The sequence below is a fragment of the Collimonas fungivorans Ter331 genome (assembly GCF_000221045.1).
Taxonomy (GTDB): Bacteria; Pseudomonadota; Gammaproteobacteria; order Burkholderiales; family Burkholderiaceae_D; genus Collimonas; species Collimonas fungivorans_A.
The window spans coordinates 3084537-3102524 of sequence record NC_015856.1 but is presented as its reverse complement, the minus strand read 5'-3'; the positions used below and the strand labels follow the sequence as shown (position 1 = coordinate 3102524).

The 17988-nt window shown below is 61.3% G+C and carries 16 protein-coding genes; 4 read left to right on the top strand and 12 right to left on the bottom strand.

Going from position 1 to position 17988, the window contains the following annotated elements:
- Positions 1 to 31: 31 nt before the first annotated feature.
- The 8 genes from CFU_RS13465 to CFU_RS13430 all read right to left on the bottom strand — a co-directional run bounded on the left by CFU_RS13465 (position 32) and on the right by CFU_RS13430 (position 8606).
- Positions 32 to 1021 carry a Gfo/Idh/MocA family protein gene (locus CFU_RS13465; protein WP_014006592.1) on the bottom strand — a complete coding sequence of 330 codons (990 nt, stop codon included), beginning with the start codon at positions 1019 to 1021 and terminating at the stop codon, positions 32 to 34.
- Positions 1022 to 1030: 9 nt separating this feature from the next.
- Entirely contained in the window at positions 1031 to 2041 is a 1011-nt protein-coding gene (locus tag CFU_RS13460) for an SIS domain-containing protein (protein ID WP_190275256.1), read from the bottom strand.
- Positions 2034 to 3155: an N-acetylglucosamine-6-phosphate deacetylase gene (nagA, locus tag CFU_RS13455; protein WP_014006590.1), complete on the bottom strand. Its 1122-nt coding sequence runs from the start codon at positions 3153 to 3155 to the stop codon at positions 2034 to 2036. Before nagA ends, CFU_RS13460 begins: the two co-directional genes overlap by 8 nt.
- A complete protein-coding gene (locus tag CFU_RS13450) occupies positions 3152 to 4117 on the bottom strand; it encodes a BadF/BadG/BcrA/BcrD ATPase family protein (protein WP_014006589.1) in 966 nt (321 codons plus the stop codon). Before CFU_RS13450 ends, nagA begins: the two co-directional genes overlap by 4 nt.
- 10 nt (positions 4118 to 4127) lie before the next feature.
- Complete coding sequence (locus CFU_RS13445; RefSeq protein ID WP_014006588.1) at positions 4128 to 5249, bottom strand: ABC transporter ATP-binding protein; 1122 nt, start codon at positions 5247 to 5249, stop codon at positions 4128 to 4130.
- A 20-nt stretch (positions 5250 to 5269) separates the two neighbouring features.
- Positions 5270 to 6157, bottom strand: coding sequence for a carbohydrate ABC transporter permease (locus CFU_RS13440; RefSeq protein ID WP_014006587.1), 888 nt, complete (start codon positions 6155 to 6157; stop codon positions 5270 to 5272).
- A gap of 12 nt (positions 6158 to 6169) precedes the next feature.
- Positions 6170 to 7093: a carbohydrate ABC transporter permease gene (locus tag CFU_RS13435; RefSeq protein ID WP_041742035.1), complete on the bottom strand. Its 924-nt coding sequence runs from the start codon at positions 7091 to 7093 to the stop codon at positions 6170 to 6172.
- Positions 7094 to 7346: 253 nt separating this feature from the next.
- Positions 7347 to 8606: an ABC transporter substrate-binding protein gene (locus CFU_RS13430; RefSeq protein ID WP_041742034.1), complete on the bottom strand. Its 1260-nt coding sequence runs from the start codon at positions 8604 to 8606 to the stop codon at positions 7347 to 7349.
- A 577-nt stretch (positions 8607 to 9183) separates the two neighbouring features.
- On the opposite strand from CFU_RS13430, the gene CFU_RS13425 reads away from it, so the two are divergent.
- From CFU_RS13425 to CFU_RS13415, 3 genes are all read left to right on the top strand, one after another.
- Positions 9184 to 10422: an ABC transporter substrate-binding protein gene (locus tag CFU_RS13425; RefSeq protein WP_190275154.1), complete on the top strand. Its 1239-nt coding sequence runs from the start codon at positions 9184 to 9186 to the stop codon at positions 10420 to 10422.
- Between the two features lie 287 nt (positions 10423 to 10709).
- A complete protein-coding gene (locus CFU_RS13420) occupies positions 10710 to 11420 on the top strand; it encodes a response regulator (protein ID WP_014006583.1) in 711 nt (236 codons plus the stop codon).
- Positions 11398 to 12912: an ATP-binding protein gene (locus tag CFU_RS13415; protein ID WP_014006582.1), complete on the top strand. Its 1515-nt coding sequence runs from the start codon at positions 11398 to 11400 to the stop codon at positions 12910 to 12912. The genes CFU_RS13420 and CFU_RS13415 overlap by 23 nt, the downstream gene beginning before the upstream one ends.
- 29 nt (positions 12913 to 12941) lie before the next feature.
- Here CFU_RS13415 and CFU_RS23345 read toward each other — a convergent pair whose 3' ends face one another.
- The 3 genes from CFU_RS23345 to CFU_RS13400 form a co-directional block, all read right to left on the bottom strand.
- Entirely contained in the window at positions 12942 to 13574 is a 633-nt protein-coding gene (locus tag CFU_RS23345) for a cupin domain-containing protein (RefSeq protein WP_014006581.1), read from the bottom strand.
- An 11-nt stretch (positions 13575 to 13585) separates the two neighbouring features.
- On the bottom strand, positions 13586 to 14488 hold the full coding sequence (locus CFU_RS13405) for a LysR substrate-binding domain-containing protein (protein ID WP_014006580.1): 903 nt from the start codon (positions 14486 to 14488) through the stop codon (positions 13586 to 13588).
- A 410-nt stretch (positions 14489 to 14898) separates the two neighbouring features.
- On the bottom strand, positions 14899 to 15324 hold the full coding sequence (locus tag CFU_RS13400; protein ID WP_041742031.1) for a DUF4019 domain-containing protein: 426 nt from the start codon (positions 15322 to 15324) through the stop codon (positions 14899 to 14901).
- A gap of 123 nt (positions 15325 to 15447) precedes the next feature.
- Between CFU_RS13400 and CFU_RS13395 the strand changes: the two genes are divergently transcribed.
- A complete protein-coding gene (locus tag CFU_RS13395) occupies positions 15448 to 16770 on the top strand; it encodes an Nramp family divalent metal transporter (protein WP_041742029.1) in 1323 nt (440 codons plus the stop codon).
- Here CFU_RS13395 and CFU_RS13390 read toward each other — a convergent pair.
- Positions 16767 to 17954, bottom strand: coding sequence for an acyl-CoA dehydrogenase (locus CFU_RS13390; protein WP_014006577.1), 1188 nt, complete (start codon positions 17952 to 17954; stop codon positions 16767 to 16769). The two genes, CFU_RS13395 and CFU_RS13390, sit on opposite strands and share 4 nt — an antisense overlap.
- Positions 17955 to 17988: the final 34 nt, after the last annotated feature.

Genomic DNA, 17988 nt, shown 5'->3' with positions numbered 1-17988 from the left:
GTAGCTGCATATTCTATCCGGGTTCGAATCTTCAGGCGCGGTCGGCAGGGTAGTTCACGCCGATTTGCGCGCGTATCGTATCGAGAACGGCCATCTGCGCCAGCGTCTCGTCATGCGTCATGAACGGGCTTTCAAGCAGGCCGGCGCGCAGGCAGCGCATTACCTCGATCGCTTCGTGTGCATAACCGTTGCCGATGAACGGGCATTGCTGGCTGCGCGTGCTGCCGTTCGCCAGTGTGATCGTCAGGCTGGCACCCAGGTGGAAATTCGTATGCAGGCGCAGGTAGCCCAGCTCGCCGGAGATGGTCATCTCGACCGGACCGGCGACGCGGGTGCTGCAGACGCAGGAAGACAGTCCGCCGCCGCGATGGCGCATGGAAAACGCGGTTTGCTCGTCGACGCCGGTGGTGCCGATTTCGGCAATCGATTGCACGGCGTCGACCGGGCCGAGGAAAAAAGTTGAGATCGATAAAGGATAAATGCCGATGTCGAGCAGCGCGCCGCCGCCGAGTTCGGGATTGTACAAGCGGTGTTCGGGACCGAAAGCGCCGACAAAGCTGAAATCCGACTGCACCTGGCGCACCTTGCCGATTTCGCCGCTGGCGACGATGCGCCTGGCTTCGGCCATGCCAGGCAGGAAACGCGACCACATCGCCTCCAGCAGGAAACGCTTGTTGCGGCGCGCTAGCGCGATCACCTGTTCCGCTTCGCGCCGATTCATGGTGAACGGTTTTTCGCACAGCACATGCTTGCCGGCTGCCAGGCACATGATGGCATTTTCGGCGTGCATGGAGTGCGGCGTGGCGATGTAGATCACATCGACTTGCGGATCGTCTGCCAGCGCCTGGTATGAGGCGTGGCGGTGCGGTATATCGAATTCACGGCCGAAGGCATCGGCGCTGCCGCTGCTGCGCGACGCCACCGCCGGCAGGACGGCGTCCGGAACGTCGCGCAGGCCGGCGGCAAAAGCCCGGGCGATTTTTCCGGTGCCGAGAATGCCCCAGCGGATGGGTTGTTGCATGGGCTCCGCTTATTCGGTCTTGGTGACTTTGCTCAGATGCCGCGGCTGGTCCGGATCCATGCCGCGCGCCACTGCCAGCTGCGCCGCCATTACGTAGAACGCCTGGATCGCCACGATCGGGTCGAGATCCGGCGTTGCTGCTATTGGCAAGGTCAGGTCGCGTGCAGCTACGTCGTCCGGCGCCGCCAGCAATACCTTGGCGCCGCGGCCGCGCATTTCCTCGGCCAGCTTGAGCAGGCCGGCCTGGGTCGGCCCGCGCGTGGCGAAGATCAGCAAAGGATAACCTTCGTCAATCAAGGCCATCGGGCCATGCTTGATTTCGGCGCCGCTGAAGGCTTCCGCCTGGATCGCCGAGGTTTCCTTGAACTTCAAGGCCGATTCCAGCGCCAGCGGCAAGCTGATGCCGCGCCCGACCACCATGATGCGCGAGGAAGGCGCCAGTACGTCGATGGCCGGCGTCCAGTCCAGCTGGGTGGCCGCGGTCAGCGCTTGCGGCAGGGCGTCGATGGCGGCCAGGAAGGTGGCATCGTCCTGCCAGTGCGCGGCGAGCCTGGCGGCAGCCACCAGGCTGGCGATAAAGCTTTTGGTGGCGGCCACGCTGAGTTCGGCGCCGGCGTGCAGGGGCAGGGTCCATTCGGCGCTGCTTGCCAATGGCGATGCGACGTCGTTCACCAGCGCTACGGTAGTGGCGCCGCTGTCGCGGAAATAGCGGATAGGTTCGATCACGTCAGGGCTCTGGCCGGACTGTGAAATGGCGATGGCGAGCGCGTCGCGCGCGATCAGCGGCGCTTTGTTCAGGGTCACCAGCGACAGCGGCAGCGAGGCGACGATGCGGCCCAGGCGCGCCATGATCAGGTAGGCGCAGTAGTTGGCGGCATGGTCGGAGCTGCCGCGCGCCACCGTCAGGATGGTCGAGGGCGGCGCGGCCCGCAGGCGTTGCCCCAGCTCTGCATAGCGGTCGCGGTCCTGGCTGAGCTGCAAGGCGACATGTTCTGCCGCCGAGCGGGCTTCCTTAAGCATCAACGAGGTCAATTTTTTCTCCTTCTACATAAACGGCTTTGAGTTTGAGCCGGCGGTCCAGCACCAGGATGTCGGCGAAACAGCCTTCCTTGAGGCGGCCGCGTTCCTGCATGCCGAGATAGTCGGCAGGGTAGGTGGAGACGCGCAGCGACGCCTCGGCCAGGTCGAGGCCGAGCGAGACCAGGTTGCGCAGGGCCTGGTCCATGGTCAGGGTGCTGCCGGCCAGGGTGCCGTCGCCCAGGCGCACGCCGCCCAGGCATTTGTGGACTACCTGGCGGCCCAGCATGTATTCGCCGTCCGGCATGCCGGACGCGGCGGTGGAATCGGTGACGCAGTACAGGCGCGGAATCGCCCGCAGCGCGGTCTTGATGGCGCCTGGATGGACGTGCAGCAGGTCCGGGATCAGTTCCGCGTATTCGGCATGGGCCAGGGCGGCGCCGGCCATGCCCGGCTGGCGGTGATGGAAGGAGCTCATGGCGTTGAACAGGTGGGTAAACCCGGCCGCGCCGTTTTTCAGGGCCGCAACGCCATCTTCATAAGTGCCCAGGGTATGGCCGATCTGCACCCGCATGCCGAGCTGGGACAGGGTTTTCACCAGCTGCATGTGGCCGTTGATTTCGGGCGCGATGGTGATCAGTTTCAACGGCGCGAAGCTGCGCAGCCAGTCGATCTGTTCCAGGCTCGCGGCAATCGCGAAATCCGGCTGCGCGCCGAGTTTTCCGGGATTGATGTAAGGCCCTTCCAGATGTGCGCCCAGCACCCTGGCGCTGCCTGGACGGCGGCCGCGGCAGGCGCGGCCGATTGCGCCAAGCGCCGCTTCCAGTTCTTCCGCCGGCGCGGTCATGGTGGTGGCCAGCATGCTGGTGGTGCCATGCCGGGCGTGCAGGCGCGACACCACGTGCACGGCGTCGCCGGCTTCCATGATGTCCTTGCCGCCGCCGCCGTGGACGTGGAGGTCGATGAAACCGGGCAAAATGTAGTCGCCGCTGGCCGGCGTCTGTTCTTGCGCCTCACCCTTGATCTCGGCGATCATGTCGCTGAAGCCGATGCTGCCGGCGATCCAGCCGTCGCTGGTCAGGATGTTGCCCTGCAGTTGTATTGTGTTGTCGTTCATATCGTTTCTCCCACTGACTCTGTTGCCAGCTGCTGGCGCAGCAGCAGCAGTGCGCCGCTTGCGGCGTCGGCGCGCGGCGTGATCGCGCGCGATTTCAACGGTTCCGGCAAATAGGCTTGCAGCGGCGCGGCCAGGCCGCCGCACAGGGCGATCGGCAATTGCTGGGACGGATCGAGCGCGTTGGCGATCTGGGCGATTTCCTGGCCCGCCTTGTGCAAGATGGTGAGCGCTGCCTCGTCCTGTGCTGCATGGGCCACCACCAGCGGCGCCAGCTGCGCAAAAATGCTTTGGTTGGCGCTGTTGACCCAGGCAATCACGCGCTCGCGGTTCTGGCTGCTGCTGAAATCGGTACCGGCGTCGTCGTCGCCGCCGCAGAAGCGCACGATGGCGCGCGCCAGCGAACCCGGGATAACCCGGCCATCCAGCGCCCGTTCGACATGGTTGGCGGCGCGCAGGCCGATCCAGCCGCCGCTGGCTTCGTCGCCGGTCTGGAAGCCCCAGCCGCCGACTTCACGGCGGCTGCCGTCCGCCAGCAAGACTTCACCGACGCTGCCGGTGCCGATGGCGACCACGACGCCGGCTTGCCCCAGGTGCGCGCCGAGCAAGGTGGTGAAAGCATCGGTGCCGGTGGCGAGGGCGCCGAAACCGGGGTTCTGGGCGCTGAATTGCGCCGCCCATTGCGGATTGTTGATGCCCGACAAACCGCAGCCGGCGGCGATCGCCTGGTACGGCGGGCGGCTGATGCCGGCGCTCTGGAATGCGTTGTCGAGCGCGGTGACAATGGCGCACCAGGCCTTGCTGGTGCCATGCATCAGCGCCGACGGCCCGCTGCTGCCGTCGGCGACATGGCTGCCATCGGGGCGCTCGACCCGGATATAGGTCTTGGTGCCGCCGCCGTCGACGCCGATCAGATATTCGTACGCTGTTTTCAACTCAACCCCCACGCCTTTTTGAAGGCGCATATTGTATCTATTATTGCTTGGATGAAATCATGTTTCCAGGTTTTAACCTTGCCAACGCCAGGCCTTGGGCATCGAACACGTGGAAAGCGCTGCTCGGCGCCGACAGCGTGACGGTATCGCCGATATGCACCGGATTGTTGCCGTCGCCGCGCACCAGCAGATCCTGACCGTCCTGCAGCGTCACATAGATGAAGTTGGCTTCGCCCAGATGTTCAACGATGCTGACCTTGCCGCTGAATACTTCACCACTATGCGCGTTTTCCAGGATATGTTCTGGGCGCAGTCCAACCGTGACGGCATCGCCGGCCTTGGCGGTGCCGGCGGCGATGTCGGCGCGGATTTCCTGGCCGCTGCTGAGCTTGATCCTCAGGTGGTCGGCTTCGACCGCCGCGATCGTGCCGTTGAACAGGTTCATCTTCGGCGAGCCGATGAAAGTCGCGACAAACAGGTTTTGCGGACGCTGGTACAGCTCCAGCGGCGAACCTGCCTGCTGGATATAACCATCGTTCATCACCACGATCTTGTCGCCCAGGGTCATGGCTTCGACCTGGTCGTGGGTGACATAGACGATGGTGGCTTCCAGCTGCTTGTGCAGCTTGGCGATTTCGAGCCGGGTCTGGACCCGCAGCGCCGCATCCAGGTTGGACAGCGGTTCGTCGAACAGGAACAGTTTCGGCTTGCGCACGATGGCGCGGCCGATCGCCACGCGCTGGCGCTGGCCGCCGGACAGTTCGCGCGGCAGGCGGTCCAGCAGGTGGTCGATCTTGAGGATGCCGGCGGCGTGGCGGATGCGCTGGTCGATGGCGGCCTTGTCGGCGCCGGCGATCTTCAGGCCGAACGCCATGTTCTTGTACACGCTCATGTGCGGATACAAGGCGTAGCTCTGGAACACCATGGCGATGCCGCGTTCGGCCGGCGGCAGGTGGTTGACTACCTGGTCGCCGATGGACAGCTCGCCGCTGGTGATCGATTCCAGCCCGCACAGCATGCGCAGCAGGGTGGATTTGCCGCAGCCGGAAGGGCCGACCAGCACCACGAATTCGCCGTCCTTGATTTCCAGGTTGAGGTCGGCCAGCACGTTCTGCTTGCCGTCGTACGATTTGGTGATTTGTTTAACGCTTACGTTTGCCATGGAATGTCTCGTTTTCTGTATTACTTGACGGCGCCGGAAGTCAGGCCGCGGATCAATTGCCGGGAGAAGATGACGTACATGACCAGGATCGGGATCACGGCCAGCGACAACGCCGCCAATACCGAATTCCAGTCGGTCACGTACTGGCCGATGAACTGCTGCACGCCGAGGGTGACGGTCTTGGTTTCATCCGAGGGCGCCAGGATCAGCGGGAACCACAGGTCGTTCCAGGCCGGGATCATGGTGAACACTGCAACCGTGGCGATCGCCGGGCGGATCAGCGGCAGGATGATCTGGAAGAAGATCTTGAACTCGCCGACGCCGTCGCAGCGTGCTGCATCTTTCAGTTCCTTGGGAATCTGGCGGATGAATTCGGACAGGATCATCACCGCCAGCGGCAGGCCCTGCGCGGTATACACCAGGATCAGCGCGGTGCGAGTGTTGATCAGGTCGAGGCTGACCACCAGCTGCAGGATGGAGACGGTGCCGAGCCGAATCGGGATCATGATGCCCAACGCCAGGTACAGCGCCATCAGGCGGTTGCCGCGGAACTTGTATTCCGACAGCGCCCAGCCGGCCATGGCGCCGAACAGCACGATGAGGACCAGCGAGCCGAGCGTGACCACCAGGCTGTTGCCGAAATAAAGCATGAAGTTGGTGTTGTGCAGCACCTTTTCAAAGCCGATCAGGGAAAACGTCTCCGGCGTCGGGAACGCCAGCGGGTTGTCGAAGATGGCGTCGCGCGACTTGATCGAATTGATCATGATCAGCGCAATCGGAAACAGCGCGATCACGGCGTAGGCGCACAGCACCACATGGACCCAGATGCGGCCCAGATTGGCGAAGCGGCTTTGGCGCACCACCGGCGCTGAGGTGGTGGCTGAAGAGAGCGAGGAAATCGATGTCATATGCTGTCCTCGTTACAGTTCGTAGCGTGTCAGCTTGCGCTGCACGAAGTAGAAATAGCTGGCGACGCCGAGCAGGATCACCAGGAACATCAGGGTGGCTACCGCCGCACCCATGGTCGGGCTGCCGATCTGCGCCTGGTAGCCGAAGAAGGTGCGATAGAAGAAGGTGCCCAGGATGTCGGTGGTGTAGTTAGGACCGGCCAGCGCGCCCTTGACCGAATAGATCAGGTCGAAGGCATTGAAGTTGGCGACGAAGGTGAGGATGGTCACCAGTCCCAGCGTCGGCAGGATCAGCGGCAGCTTGATCTGCCAGAAGATGCGGAACGAGCTGGCGCCTTCGGCATAGGCCGCTTCCAGCACTTCTTCCGGCACGGCGAGCAGGGCGGCGTAGATCAGCATCATCGGGATGCCGACGTATTGCCAGACCGAGACCAGGCCGAGCGTCAACAAGGCGGTGCTTTCCTGTCCCAGCCACGGCGCAAAATAGTCGCCTAGGCCGACATGCGTCATCAAGCCTTCGCCGACGCCCCACAGCGGCGACAGGATCAGCTGCCAGATGAAGCCGATGATCACCACCGACAGCAGGGTCGGCAGGAAAATCAGGGTGCGGTAAGTGCGCGCGCCGCGCAGGCCCTTGAGGCTGAACAGGGTGGCCAGCAGCAGGCCGATCGGATTTTGCAGCAGCATGTGGATCGCGAAGAATTTCACGTTGTTCAGCATGGCGTTCCAGAACGCTTTGGACCAGTCGGAATCGAACAGGATGGTGTGGTAATTGGCGAGGCCGACGAAGCTGTGGACGCCGGCGTCGTTGCTGGTATAAAAGCCCAGGCGCAGGGTATCCAGTAAAGGCAGTGCGCTGAACATGGAATAGATGATGACCGCTGGCGCCAGGAATACCACGATGTGCCAAGGGAATTTCTTGTTTTGAAGATTCATTCGGGTTTTCGGTGATAGCAAAAAATGCGTAGGTCGCCGCAGGCGCGGAGGAAACACGGGGGAGATCGTGTTCCATCCATGCCTGGTTTGCGGACCATGGAATACGGGCGTGATCAGGGCTTATGCGGCTTATGTTTTGACTTCCGTGCCGTGGATCACGGGCTTACCCGGCGGCAAGCCTTGGCTGCTGTGTGGTTTGCGCGCCGGGGCAGAGTCAATCTTAAACTCTTCCCCGGCCGGCGAACAGCAGTGCTTATTGTTGCGGTTTGTACCACTTGGCGAAGCCGGTCTGGATCTGGGCCGCAGCTTCCTTCGGCGCCAGTTTGCCATTAAGCACCTGGGCATTCACGTTCCACAGCTGGTTTTCCATGCTCGGCTCGCCGCGGTTGAGGATCTGCGCATTGAGGCGGATGGTCGACGAGCAGGATTTGCGCCAGTCGATCATCTGCTTGGCGACCGGATCCTTGACTGAGATCAGGTGGTCCGACAGCGAGAAGAAGCCGGTGACCTTGTTGGTGTAGATGTCGGCAAATTCCTGCGATCCGAGCCAGGTCAGGAACTTGTAGGCATCTTCCTTGTTCTTGGATTTCTTGTTGACGCCCATGCCGATGTCGTTGTGATCCGAGATATAGCATTTGTCGCCGGCTTTAGGCACCGGCGGCGGGAAGGCGCCCATTTCGAACTTGGCGTTGGTGTTGAAGTAAGCGATATCCCAGGAGCCGGTCGGATAGATTGCTGCCTTGCCGAGTGCGAACAGGTTCTGGCTGTCGCCGTAGGTTTGCGAGCTGGCGCCCTTGGACAGGTATTTGCCCAGCTTCGCTTCGTATTCAAACGCATTGACGAAATTAGGGTCGGTGAATTTTTCCTTGCCGGCGATCAGCGCCTTGCGGCCTTCTTCACCCTTCCAGTAGTTCGGTCCGACGCCGGTGAAGATCACCTGGCTGGATTCCCACTGGTCCGCGGTGCCCAGCGCCAGCGGCGTGTACTTGCCGTTGCTCTTGATGGTGTCTAGCACCTTGAAGAATTCTGCCTCGGTTTTTGGCGGCTGCAGGTTCAGTTCCTTGAAGATTTTCTGGTTGTACAGGAAACCATGCATTACCGACGCTACCGGCATGCAGAAAGTGTCCTTGCCGTCATCGGTCTGCCATGCGGTCTTGGCGGAGGCAGGGAAGTGTTCCATGCCTGGTTTGCCGTCCAGTTTTTCCAGGTTGCCCTTCTTGTACAAAGACAGCGAAACGTCGAAAGGACGGCAGGCGATCAGGTCGCCGGCAGTGCCGCCGGCCAGGCGCGCGGTCAGGCTGGAGTCGTACTCGGTAGGAGCGGTAGGCGCAAACTTGACTTCGATGCCTGGATTCTTTTTCTGGAAAGCCGGGATCAGCACGGTTTCCCACAGGGTCTTGTCGTCGACGCGCCAGCTCTCGATAGTCAGGGTGCCGGCTTGCGCCGTGCCGACCGTCGCCAGGGCGATCAGCACGGCGTTGCGGATGGTACGAATTCGGTTGATGGTTTGCATCAAAGTCTCCTCTTGGGTTTTGCCGCTTGGATTTCGCTTGGATTTTTATAGCTTGAGTTTTATTAGCGCGGCTGTCTTTAGAGCCTGAAGCCTGTCAAACCGCCGCGCACAGACATTAGCACCATAAAAAATGTGTCGCCATCTTAGTTGGAAACTATCTATACAAATTACATAAGTTTTTGATTTTATTGAACAAAATCAAATCCAGCGGTTTGCGGCGATTACATATCTTTACAGTGGCGCGGGTAACTTACCGTTCCCTCATAGGGCAGTTGCGGCGATTGGCGGTGATATTCTGCTTTGATGAGTATAGATAAAATTACGAAAACTTACGCTTCTTTACAAAACGAGAAGACTGTTAACGTCGTATACCGGACTTGCGCTATAGTCACACGCGATGTGGGAGACGTAACAAGTGTTTATAAAAAAATCAACAAGGCGCTCAATGATTGACAAGCGAGTGATCGACAAAAGAGACAGGGGAGGCGCGAAATCCTGGACTGCAGGATCGCGCAGACGGATCGTACTACTGGCGTCGGGCTGCCTGCTTGGTTGCCTGATTACTCTGAGGGCCGGCATGGCCAATGCAGCGCCGCCGGTTTCCGCCGCCGGCCAGCCGGCAACGTCGCTGCAGGTGGTGCACTGGTGGACTTCGGCCAGCGAACGCAAGTCGGTAGACGTGCTGGCAACCAGGCTTGCCGAAGATAACATCCAGTGGCGCGACATGGCGATTCCCGGCGGCGCCGGCCTTGGCGCCAGCAAGGTGCTCAAGAGCATGGTGCTGGCCGGCAAAGCGCCCGAGGCAACCCAGCTCAACGGCATCGTGTTCGGCGAGTGGGCCGATCTTGGCCTGCTGCTGGAATTGGACGATGTCGCCGCGCCTGGCAACTGGCAAAAACTGCTGTTTCCGACCGTATGGTCGCTGGTGCGCAACCGCGGCCATGTGGTGGCGGCGCCGCTTGGCATCCACCGCATCAACAATCTGTTCTACAACAAGAAGGTTTTCGACCGGCTCGGCCTGGCTGCGCCCAAGACTTGGCCGGAGTTCGAACGGGCCGCGGAAAAACTCAGGCAGGCCGGCGTTACGCCGCTGGCGCAAAGCAGCGAAGCCTGGCAGGTCGCGACCTTGTTTGAAACCCTGGTGCTGGCCGAAAGCGGGCCGGCTTATTACCGCTCCCTGTTTGTCGACCTGAATCCTGCCGCCTTTGGCGACGCCCGCATGACGCATGCCTTGAAGCGCTTGCGGGCGCTCAAGGAGTGGATGCCGCAGCCGCTCAGGGAACGGCCGTGGCCGGACATGACGCGCCAGCTGGCTGACGGCGAGGCCGCCATGTTCGTCATGGGCGATTGGGCCAAGGGTGAGCTGCTGGCCTGGGGCTTGAACACCGACCAGGATTTTTCTTGTGCGGCGGTGCCGGGCACGGCAGACTACCATCTATATAGTGTCGATACCCTGGCCATGTTCGCCGGCGACTATTCGCACCAGCCGGCGCAGGAAAAGCTGGCCCAGCTGATCATGTCGCAGCCGGTTCAAAGCGCTTACAATCAGGTCAAGGGCGCGATCTCGGTATGGCGCGCGCCGGATTTGTCGAAAATGGATAGCTGCGCGCGCGCCTCATGGAGCGCGTTCAGCAAGGGCAGCGCGTTCCAGGCGCCGAGCCTGGTGCACCGCATGGCCGCCGACGAAACCGCGAAAGACGCCATCGTGGCTGAAGTGCATCGTTATTTTGTGGATGACAAGATGGGCGAGAGCGATATCCAGCGCAAGCTGGCCAGCATTGCCCGCTCCTTGTCGAAGACAGGAAAGCAGGAATAGCGGGGCCTATTAGCGTGTAATTTGGGAGATGCGTTCGAACCAAAACGTGTGCTGGCAAGGCGCGCGGCGTAGCAAGGGGTGGTTCCCCTTGCTACGCCGTGCAATGCTGTCCAGCGCACGTTTTGGTTTGAACCCGGAGGGAACGGGTCGTAGGCGTCGCATGCCGCTGTCGCAGGGGGCGGCCATCCGCATCCTTGCCGTAGCGCCGCTACGTCGCGTCGCTGCGCCTAGGCCTGCAACGCCTACGACTCGTTCGCACTCCCAAATTACACGCTAATAGGCCCCCGATGCGCAAGATATTGATCGTCGACGACGACCAGAAAACCAGGACGCTGCTGAAAGCCTACCTGGAAAAGAACCAGTACGAAGTGCGCCTGGCGCATAACGGCGAGGCGTTCCTGGCCGAGTTCCAGCGCTACGCCGAGGAACTGTCGCTGGTGATCCTGGACGTGATGCTGCCGGATACCGACGGCTTCGCCTTGTGCAAGACGGTCCGGCGCAAATCCAACGTGCCGATCATCATGCTCACCGCCAGTTCCGACGAAACCGACCGCGTGGTCGGCCTCGAGCTGGGCGCCGACGACTATATCGCCAAGCCCTACAGCCCGCGCGAGCTGCTGGCGCGCATCAAGGCCATCCATCGCCGCACCGGCATCGACAGCGCGGTGGCGCCGCGCTATTACCGCTTTGTCGGCTTCACGCTGGACACGGTGGAGCGCACCTTGAGCGATCCGGACGGCCAGCCGGTGGCGCTCACCGGCCTCGATTACCAGCTGCTGAAATATTTTGTCGAACACCCGGGCGACGTGCTCGACCGCGGCGTCCTGTGCGAGGAAACCCGCGGCCGCGATGTCGGTCCGCTGGACCGTTCGCTGGATGTGCAGATCAGCAAATTGCGCCTGCGCCTGAACGACGGCGGCAAGGACCCGCACCTGATCAAGACGGTGCGCGGCGCCGGTTACGTATTTTCTGCCGATGTGGCCGCTGCGCAAGTCTGAAGCCGTGCCCGCGCGTAGCTGGTCGGCCTGGTATAGCCGGCTGCTGTCCTGGCTGCTGCCGCACACGCTGCTGGGCCGGCTGTCGGTAGTGATGGTGTTCGGCGTGCTGGTGACCCAGGTGGCCGGCGGCCTGATCTGGTCGGCGCAATTGCGCAGCAAGGCCGAGGTCGAAACCAAAACAGCGGCGCAGCATCTGGCGCACAGCGCTGCCAGCGCAGTCCGTTTCTTCATGAGCTTGCCGGCCAATTACCGGCCTATCCTGATCCAGCAACTGCGTGAAATGGGCGGCACCCGGTTTTTTGTGAACACCAACGACGGTCCGGTGACCATCCACAAGATTGCCGACAATACGCTGGCCGACATGGCGCTGGCCGATATCGGCGCCACCCTGAAAACCGACCTGCCGTTCCTGCCCGGTTTCCGCCTGGCGTTTGCCTGGCCTGACGACCTGATGGTGTCGCCGCAAGGGTTGCAGGTGGCGGACCTGCCGGACAGCTGGGTCCAGCATACGCTGCTGATCAAGCCCAACCCGGCGCCGGTGCTGGTGATCCAGACCGAGCTCGAGCCTGGCAACTGGCTCTACCTGGCGGCGCTTATGCCCAACCCTTATTTCCTCGACAGCGATAATCCGCTGTCGCCCGAGCGCCTGCTGCTGCAAGGCCTGTCGCTGGCCACCGTGCTGCTGCTGTCGATCCTGGTGGTGCGCTGGACCACGCGGCCGCTGGCGGCGCTGTCGGACGCCGCCGAAGCTTTCGGCAAAGGCGAGGCCGCGCCCGAATTGCCGGAAACCGGCAGCCGTGAATTCATCAAGACCGCACGCGCGTTCCGCGCCATGCGCGAACGCATCAAGCGTTACCTGGATGACCGCGAGCGCCTGTTCGTCTCGATCTCGCACGATTTGCGTACGCCGATCACGCGCCTCAAGCTGCGCACCGAACTGCTGGACGACGAGCATCTGCGCAGTGAATTCCACGAAGACCTGGACGAGCTCGACATGATGGTGAAGGGCGCCTTGCAGTCGGTCAAGGATAGCGATATCCATGAAAACCGCACCGAGGTAAAACTCGATACGCTGATCTTGCGCATGATCCGCGACGCCCGCATGGCAGGGCACGAAGTGGCGTTTGCCGAAACGGGCCTGACGGTGATGGCCAAGCCGCTGGCGCTCAAGCGCGCCATCGGCAACCTGTTCGACAATGCGCTGCACTATGGCCAGAAGGTGGAAATCTCGGTCGCCGGCCTGATCAATGAATCCGGCAGCAATATCCAGATCCAGATCCGCGACCATGGCCCCGGCGTGCCGGAAGAAGCCTTGCACAGCCTGTTCGAGCCGTACACCCGGCTGGAGCACGGACGCGACCAGAATGCCGGCGGCATGGGACTTGGGCTGGGCATTGCGCGCAATATCGTGCAGGCGCATGGCGGCGAGCTGCACCTGCGCAATCACACCGAAGGCGGCCTGGTGGCCACGATCGTTTTACCTGCTGATTAGGATTTGATTCGGAACTGGCGAGAGAGGGCTTAACCGAGTTTCGGCGAAAGCCTGTCGATGATTTTTGTGTGTCCAGGATTCTGGTCGTGAAATGCAGCCAAGCTTTCCCGGTCGATGATTTTGAATTTCGCAAATTCGAACGGTCCTCTGCATTCGCAAGTGACGAGCCCGTACTCTCCGCTCGGATAGGCGCCGAACCAGTCGCCGAAATCCTGGTTTTTTTCTATGACGACGTCGTTTTGATAAGTCACCGCTTCTTCGGATTTCCACAATCCGCCGGCATCTATTTTCGGGATCAATAAAGACTCTCCCGAGATCAGCCTGAATCTCTCTTGCGTGTCCTTCAGGCTATGCCAGCTGGAGATGGCCCGCTCGGGCAGCAGGTAAAAAATCACGGTGCAGGCATCGGTGCGGATGAATTCGCGATAGAAGCCGCCTTCCGGGTGGGGTTCCAGCGCAAGCCCGGCCTCGATATGTTTTGCATCGAGGCGATGGTTGCCAGGCAGTGCTTCCAGTTTTCCGACGTATGTTTCTATATTTGATTTTTCTATAAACAATCTACTTTTTTCAGCAGGGTCTGCTTGCGCGGCCGCTGAAATGAGCTCTGCCAATTCGCCAAGGTAGCCGCTCAAATTTTCAATCAGTCTTTCAGGCGAATACATTCTGCTTCCTCTTACAGGCCGAAGTTATAGTTTTTCGCAACATGGAGCGCGGCTTCGCGCAGGTCGTGGGCGAGTTCGGAACGGATGCCGCCGCTCGGGTAGGCCAGCACGTATTTGTAGTTGATGTCAGCCTTGAACGGCCGCGTGACGACGCCGTGCGGGCGCCAGATCTTGGCCGCGAACGGCTCCACGATGGCGACGCCGAAACCGTTGGCGACCATGGCGTAGCGTGTGTGCGAGGTGTGCGTCTGGATGGTGTAGTTGGGGCGGATCGCGGCCGAGTTCAGGGTCGACAGTTCGCGGTCGTAGGATTGCGCGCTGTTGGGCATCCAGCCTATCACGTTCTCGCCGTCGAGGTCTTCGGGCACGATGATTTCCTTCTGCGCCAACGGGTGGGTCGCCAGCATCGCGCACAGCACGGTGGCTTCCATGATCGGTTCGACTTCAATGCCGGCGAACGGCGGGAACGCCAGGCTCAGCGCCATGTCGACCTTGAGGTCTTGCAGGCTGACCAGGATTTCGGGCACGGTGCAGCTGTCGATCTTGACCGAGACATCGGGATGCTGCTTGAAGAAACGCTGCAGCACTTCCGGCAGCAAGGTGGTGGACAGCACCGGCAGGCAGGCGACGGTCAAGCCTTCGGGCGCTTCATGGCGGATATTGCCCGCCACCTGCATCAGCCGCTCCAGTCCCAGGAAATTTTCTTCCACCGCCTTGTAAAAACGCACGCCGGCATTGGTCGGCTCGAGGCGGCCCTTAGCGCGGTTGAACAGGCGGAAACCGAGGTCGGCCTCTAGATCGGCGATCAGGCGGCTGATCGCCGGCTGGGTCACGTGCATGCGGCGGGCCGCTGATACGCTGGTGCCGGAAATCATCAGTGAACGGAAAGCCTCGATTTGTCTGAAACGGATCATGATTTTATGCCAATGCAGGGAGTGGTTGTAACGCTCTATAACAAACTGCTATGGCGCATACAAATTTGTGAGTGGACATGATATTCCATTCTTGTGACACTGTCTGCACTGGACATATTGATATCGGCATAGCCAGCAATAGCCAATAATTAGCCACACCGATTTTACATTGAACGATGTTTCAATGAGTGCAGCGGCGGGTCTGTTCTGCCGCTTGTGCAAGACGTTTTCTGGTTATGCTCCAGATTTGCCCACAAGGCGCCCTGTTTTAAGAGATTTCGAGGCCCTCACAAGGTGGCTTTCGGATCCTGGGGTCAAGCTAAACCGCCAAAGCCGCAACTCTGCCGATCAGCATTCCTGCTTCCTTCCCGCCGCATCCCATCCTCCACGCCACGTCCCTTTTGCTGCTGTCAGCGAATGAAATAACCCGAGACTTTCCAGCTGCCGTCTTTTTCACGCATGGGCGTGATGGTTTCCGTCGCCGATTTTTTGTTTTCGAACTGCGTCTCATACTGGATCACCACATATTCGCCATCGGGCGCGCCAGGCAGGGTGGTTGCATATTCCGTGCTTTTCAGCTCACGCATTTTTACCGGACCGAGCGGCGCCCGTAACGAGCGGATCCCGGTTTCCCATGTGTTTTTTGCGATGCCGGTCTTGAAGAATGTGCCTGCGCGTTCCCAGCTTTCACCGAATTTGCCGGCGTCGGTCAGCGTCATCCAGGTTTTGGCTGCGGTTTCGGCTTGCTGGATGAGTTCGGCTTGCGGATCCGCGGCGAAGGAGGGCGTGGCGGCGGCCAGCAGTGCAACGGTGACCAGCGTCAGTATGGTTTTCATTTTCCTAGCCTCCGGATGAACTGCTGCCATATTGGAAAGTACGCTCAAATCATAGGGGTTGCAACGAGCATACGCAATGTCCGTGACAATATAGAATTGGGGCAACTCTATCAGGAAGCCTACATGTATCGTTTGCCGACCACCGCCACCGCACCGTTTTGCCCTTCCGAAGTTGCCGGCACCATCGCAGTGCCGAGCAGCGGCCCGTTCTGGAAAAAAATCCTCAGGTTCGTCGGCCCCGGTTTGCTGGTCTCGGTCGGCTACATGGACCCCGGCAATTGGGCCACCTCGATCCAGGCCGGCTCGCAGTTCGGTTACCAGCTGCTGTTCGTGGTGCTGGCGTCCAGCCTGGCCGCAATCGTCCTGCAATGCCTCAGCATGCGCCTGGGCATCGCTACCAACAAGGACCTGGCGGTGCATTCGCGCGAGAACTACAGTCCGCGCGTCAGCAAGGGCATGTGGTTTTTCGCGGAGATTTCCATCATCGCCTGCGACCTGGCGGAGGTACTGGGGTGCGCGCTGGCGTTCAAGCTGCTGCTCGGCGTCTCGCTGCCGGCCGGCGTGCTCCTGACCGCGTTCGATACGGTGCTGGTGCTGGGTTTGAAAGGCAAGGGCTTCCGCCAGATCGAAGCCATCATCCTCGGCCTGGTGCTCACCATCGCGGCCTGCCTGTTCGTCGAGCTGGTGTTCCTGAAGCCGGACTGGCATGCGGTGGCGGCCGGCATGCTGCCGTCCTTGAGCGCGCTGTCGAGCCGGGAACCGCTGTACCTGGCGATCGGCATCCTCGGCGCCACCGTGATGCCGCACAACCTCTACCTGCATTCATCGATAGTGCAGACGCGGGTAGTGGAAAAGAACGACCGCAGCCGGCGCCAGGCGATACAGCTGTCGCGGCTCGACACCATCGTCTCGCTGCTGCTGGCGCTGCTGATCAACGGCGCTATCCTGGTGCTGGCGGCGAGCGCGTTTCATGCCACCGGGAATACGTCGGTAATCGATATCGACCAGGCGTATCACCTGCTCGATCCGATTACCGGCAGCGCCGCCGCCGGCATCCTGTTCGGCCTGGCGCTGCTGGCATCGGGACAGAGTTCGACTTTCACCGGGACCATCGCCGGCCAGGTCATCATGGAAGGTTTTCTCAATCTCAGGATCCCATGCTGGCAGCGGCGCCTGCTGACGCGCGGCCTGGCCCTGGTGCCGGCGCTGATCGGCGTGCTGACCTGGGGCGAGCATTCGGTGGGGCGCCTGCTGGTGCTCAGCCAGGTGGTGCTGAGCCTGCAGCTGCCGTTCGCCATGTATCCGCTGATCCGCCTCACCAGCCGGCGCGACGTGATGGGCGTGTTCGCCAATTCGTGGCTGACGGCGGCGCTGTCCTGGCTGCTGTTTGCGCTGATTTCGGCGGCGAATATCTGGCTGGTGCTGCAGGTGTTCGGTGTCGGCTAGTTGGAAAACGCCGGGATGCCGGTCTGCGCCCGTCCCAGGATCAGTGCGTGCACGTCATGCGTGCCTTCGTAAGTATTCACCACTTCCAGGTTGACCAGGTGGCGGATTACGCCGAACTCGTCGGAAATGCCGTTGCCGCCCAACATGTCGCGCGCAACGCGGGCAATGTCGAGCGCCTTGCCGCAGGAGTTGCGTTTCATGATGGAGGTGATTTCCAGCGAGGCGCTGCCGTCGTCTTTCATGCGGCCCAGCCGCAGGCAACCCTGCAGCGCCATGGTGATCTCGGTCTGCATGTTCACCAGCTTCACCTGCACCAGCTGGTTGGCCGCCAGCGGCCGGCCGAACTGTTTGCGGTCCATGGTGTACTGGCGCGCCGCATGCCAGCAGAATTCGGCGGCGCCGAGCGCGCCCCAGGCGATGCCGTAGCGCGCCGAGTTGAGGCAGGTGAACGGACCTTTCAAGCCGCGCACTTCGGGGAAGGCGTTTTCTTCCGGACAGAACACCTGGTCCATCACGATTTCGCCGGTAATTGAAGTGCGCAAGCCGACCTTGCCGTGGATGACTGGCGTCGATAATCCCTTCCAGCCTTTTTCAAGGACGAAGCCGCGGATCGCACCTTCGTCGTCCTTGGCCCAGACCACGAACACGTCGGCGATCGGGCTGTTGGTGATCCACATCTTGCTGCCCGAGAGCCGGTAGCCGCCGTCGACCTTGCGCGCGCGCGTCACCATGCTGCCGGGATCGGAGCCATGGTCCGGTTCGGTCAGGCCGAAGCAGCCGATCAGTTCGCCGCTGGCCAGCCGCGGCAAGTACTTTTGCCGCGTGGCTTCGCTGCCGAATTCGAAAATCGGCAGCATCACCAGCGAGCTTTGCACGCTCATCATGGAGCGGTAGCCGGAATCGATGCGCTCGATTTCGCGCGCGATCAGGCCGTAGCTGACGTAGCTCAGTCCGGCGCCGCCGTACTGTTCGGGAATGGTCGCGCCGAGCAGGCCGAGTGCGCCCATTTCGCGGAAAATCCCGGCGTCGGTCTGTTCATTGCGGAACGACATCAGCACCCGCGGCGCCAGCTTGTCGCGCGCGTAGGAGGCGGCGCTGTCGCGCACCAGGCGTTCCTCGCCGCTGAGCTGCTGCTCCAGCAATAGTGGGTCGTCCCAATGGAAGCTGGCGTGTGATGAGGGCATGTGTATTCTCCAAGATCGTTTGCTGTTGCAATCT

Excerpts from the sequence above, each read along its gene's own strand:
- CFU_RS13440 (WP_014006587.1), bottom strand. The coding sequence starts at position 6,157 with ATGACATCGATTTCCTCGCTCTCTTCAGCCACCACCTCAGCGCCGGTG.
- CFU_RS13405 (WP_014006580.1), bottom strand. The coding sequence starts at position 14,488 with ATGATCCGTTTCAGACAAATCGAGGCTTTCCGTTCACTGATGATTTCC.
- CFU_RS13450 (WP_014006589.1), bottom strand. The coding sequence starts at position 4,117 with ATGCGCCTTCAAAAAGGCGTGGGGGTTGAGTTGAAAACAGCGTACGAA.
- CFU_RS13400 (WP_041742031.1), bottom strand. The coding sequence starts at position 15,324 with ATGAAAACCATACTGACGCTGGTCACCGTTGCACTGCTGGCCGCCGCC.
- CFU_RS13460 (WP_190275256.1), bottom strand. The coding sequence starts at position 2,041 with ATGCTTAAGGAAGCCCGCTCGGCGGCAGAACATGTCGCCTTGCAGCTC.
- nagA (WP_014006590.1), bottom strand. The coding sequence starts at position 3,155 with ATGAACGACAACACAATACAACTGCAGGGCAACATCCTGACCAGCGAC.
- CFU_RS13395 (WP_041742029.1), top strand. The coding sequence starts at position 15,448 with ATGTATCGTTTGCCGACCACCGCCACCGCACCGTTTTGCCCTTCCGAA.
- CFU_RS13435 (WP_041742035.1), bottom strand. The coding sequence starts at position 7,093 with ATGAATCTTCAAAACAAGAAATTCCCTTGGCACATCGTGGTATTCCTG.
- CFU_RS13415 (WP_014006582.1), top strand. The coding sequence starts at position 11,398 with ATGTGGCCGCTGCGCAAGTCTGAAGCCGTGCCCGCGCGTAGCTGGTCG.
- CFU_RS23345 (WP_014006581.1), bottom strand. The coding sequence starts at position 13,574 with ATGTATTCGCCTGAAAGACTGATTGAAAATTTGAGCGGCTACCTTGGC.
- CFU_RS13445 (WP_014006588.1), bottom strand. The coding sequence starts at position 5,249 with ATGGCAAACGTAAGCGTTAAACAAATCACCAAATCGTACGACGGCAAG.
- CFU_RS13420 (WP_014006583.1), top strand. The coding sequence starts at position 10,710 with ATGCGCAAGATATTGATCGTCGACGACGACCAGAAAACCAGGACGCTG.
- CFU_RS13430 (WP_041742034.1), bottom strand. The coding sequence starts at position 8,606 with ATGCAAACCATCAACCGAATTCGTACCATCCGCAACGCCGTGCTGATC.
- CFU_RS13390 (WP_014006577.1), bottom strand. The coding sequence starts at position 17,954 with ATGCCCTCATCACACGCCAGCTTCCATTGGGACGACCCACTATTGCTG.
- CFU_RS13465 (WP_014006592.1), bottom strand. The coding sequence starts at position 1,021 with ATGCAACAACCCATCCGCTGGGGCATTCTCGGCACCGGAAAAATCGCC.
- CFU_RS13425 (WP_190275154.1), top strand. The coding sequence starts at position 9,184 with ATGGCCAATGCAGCGCCGCCGGTTTCCGCCGCCGGCCAGCCGGCAACG.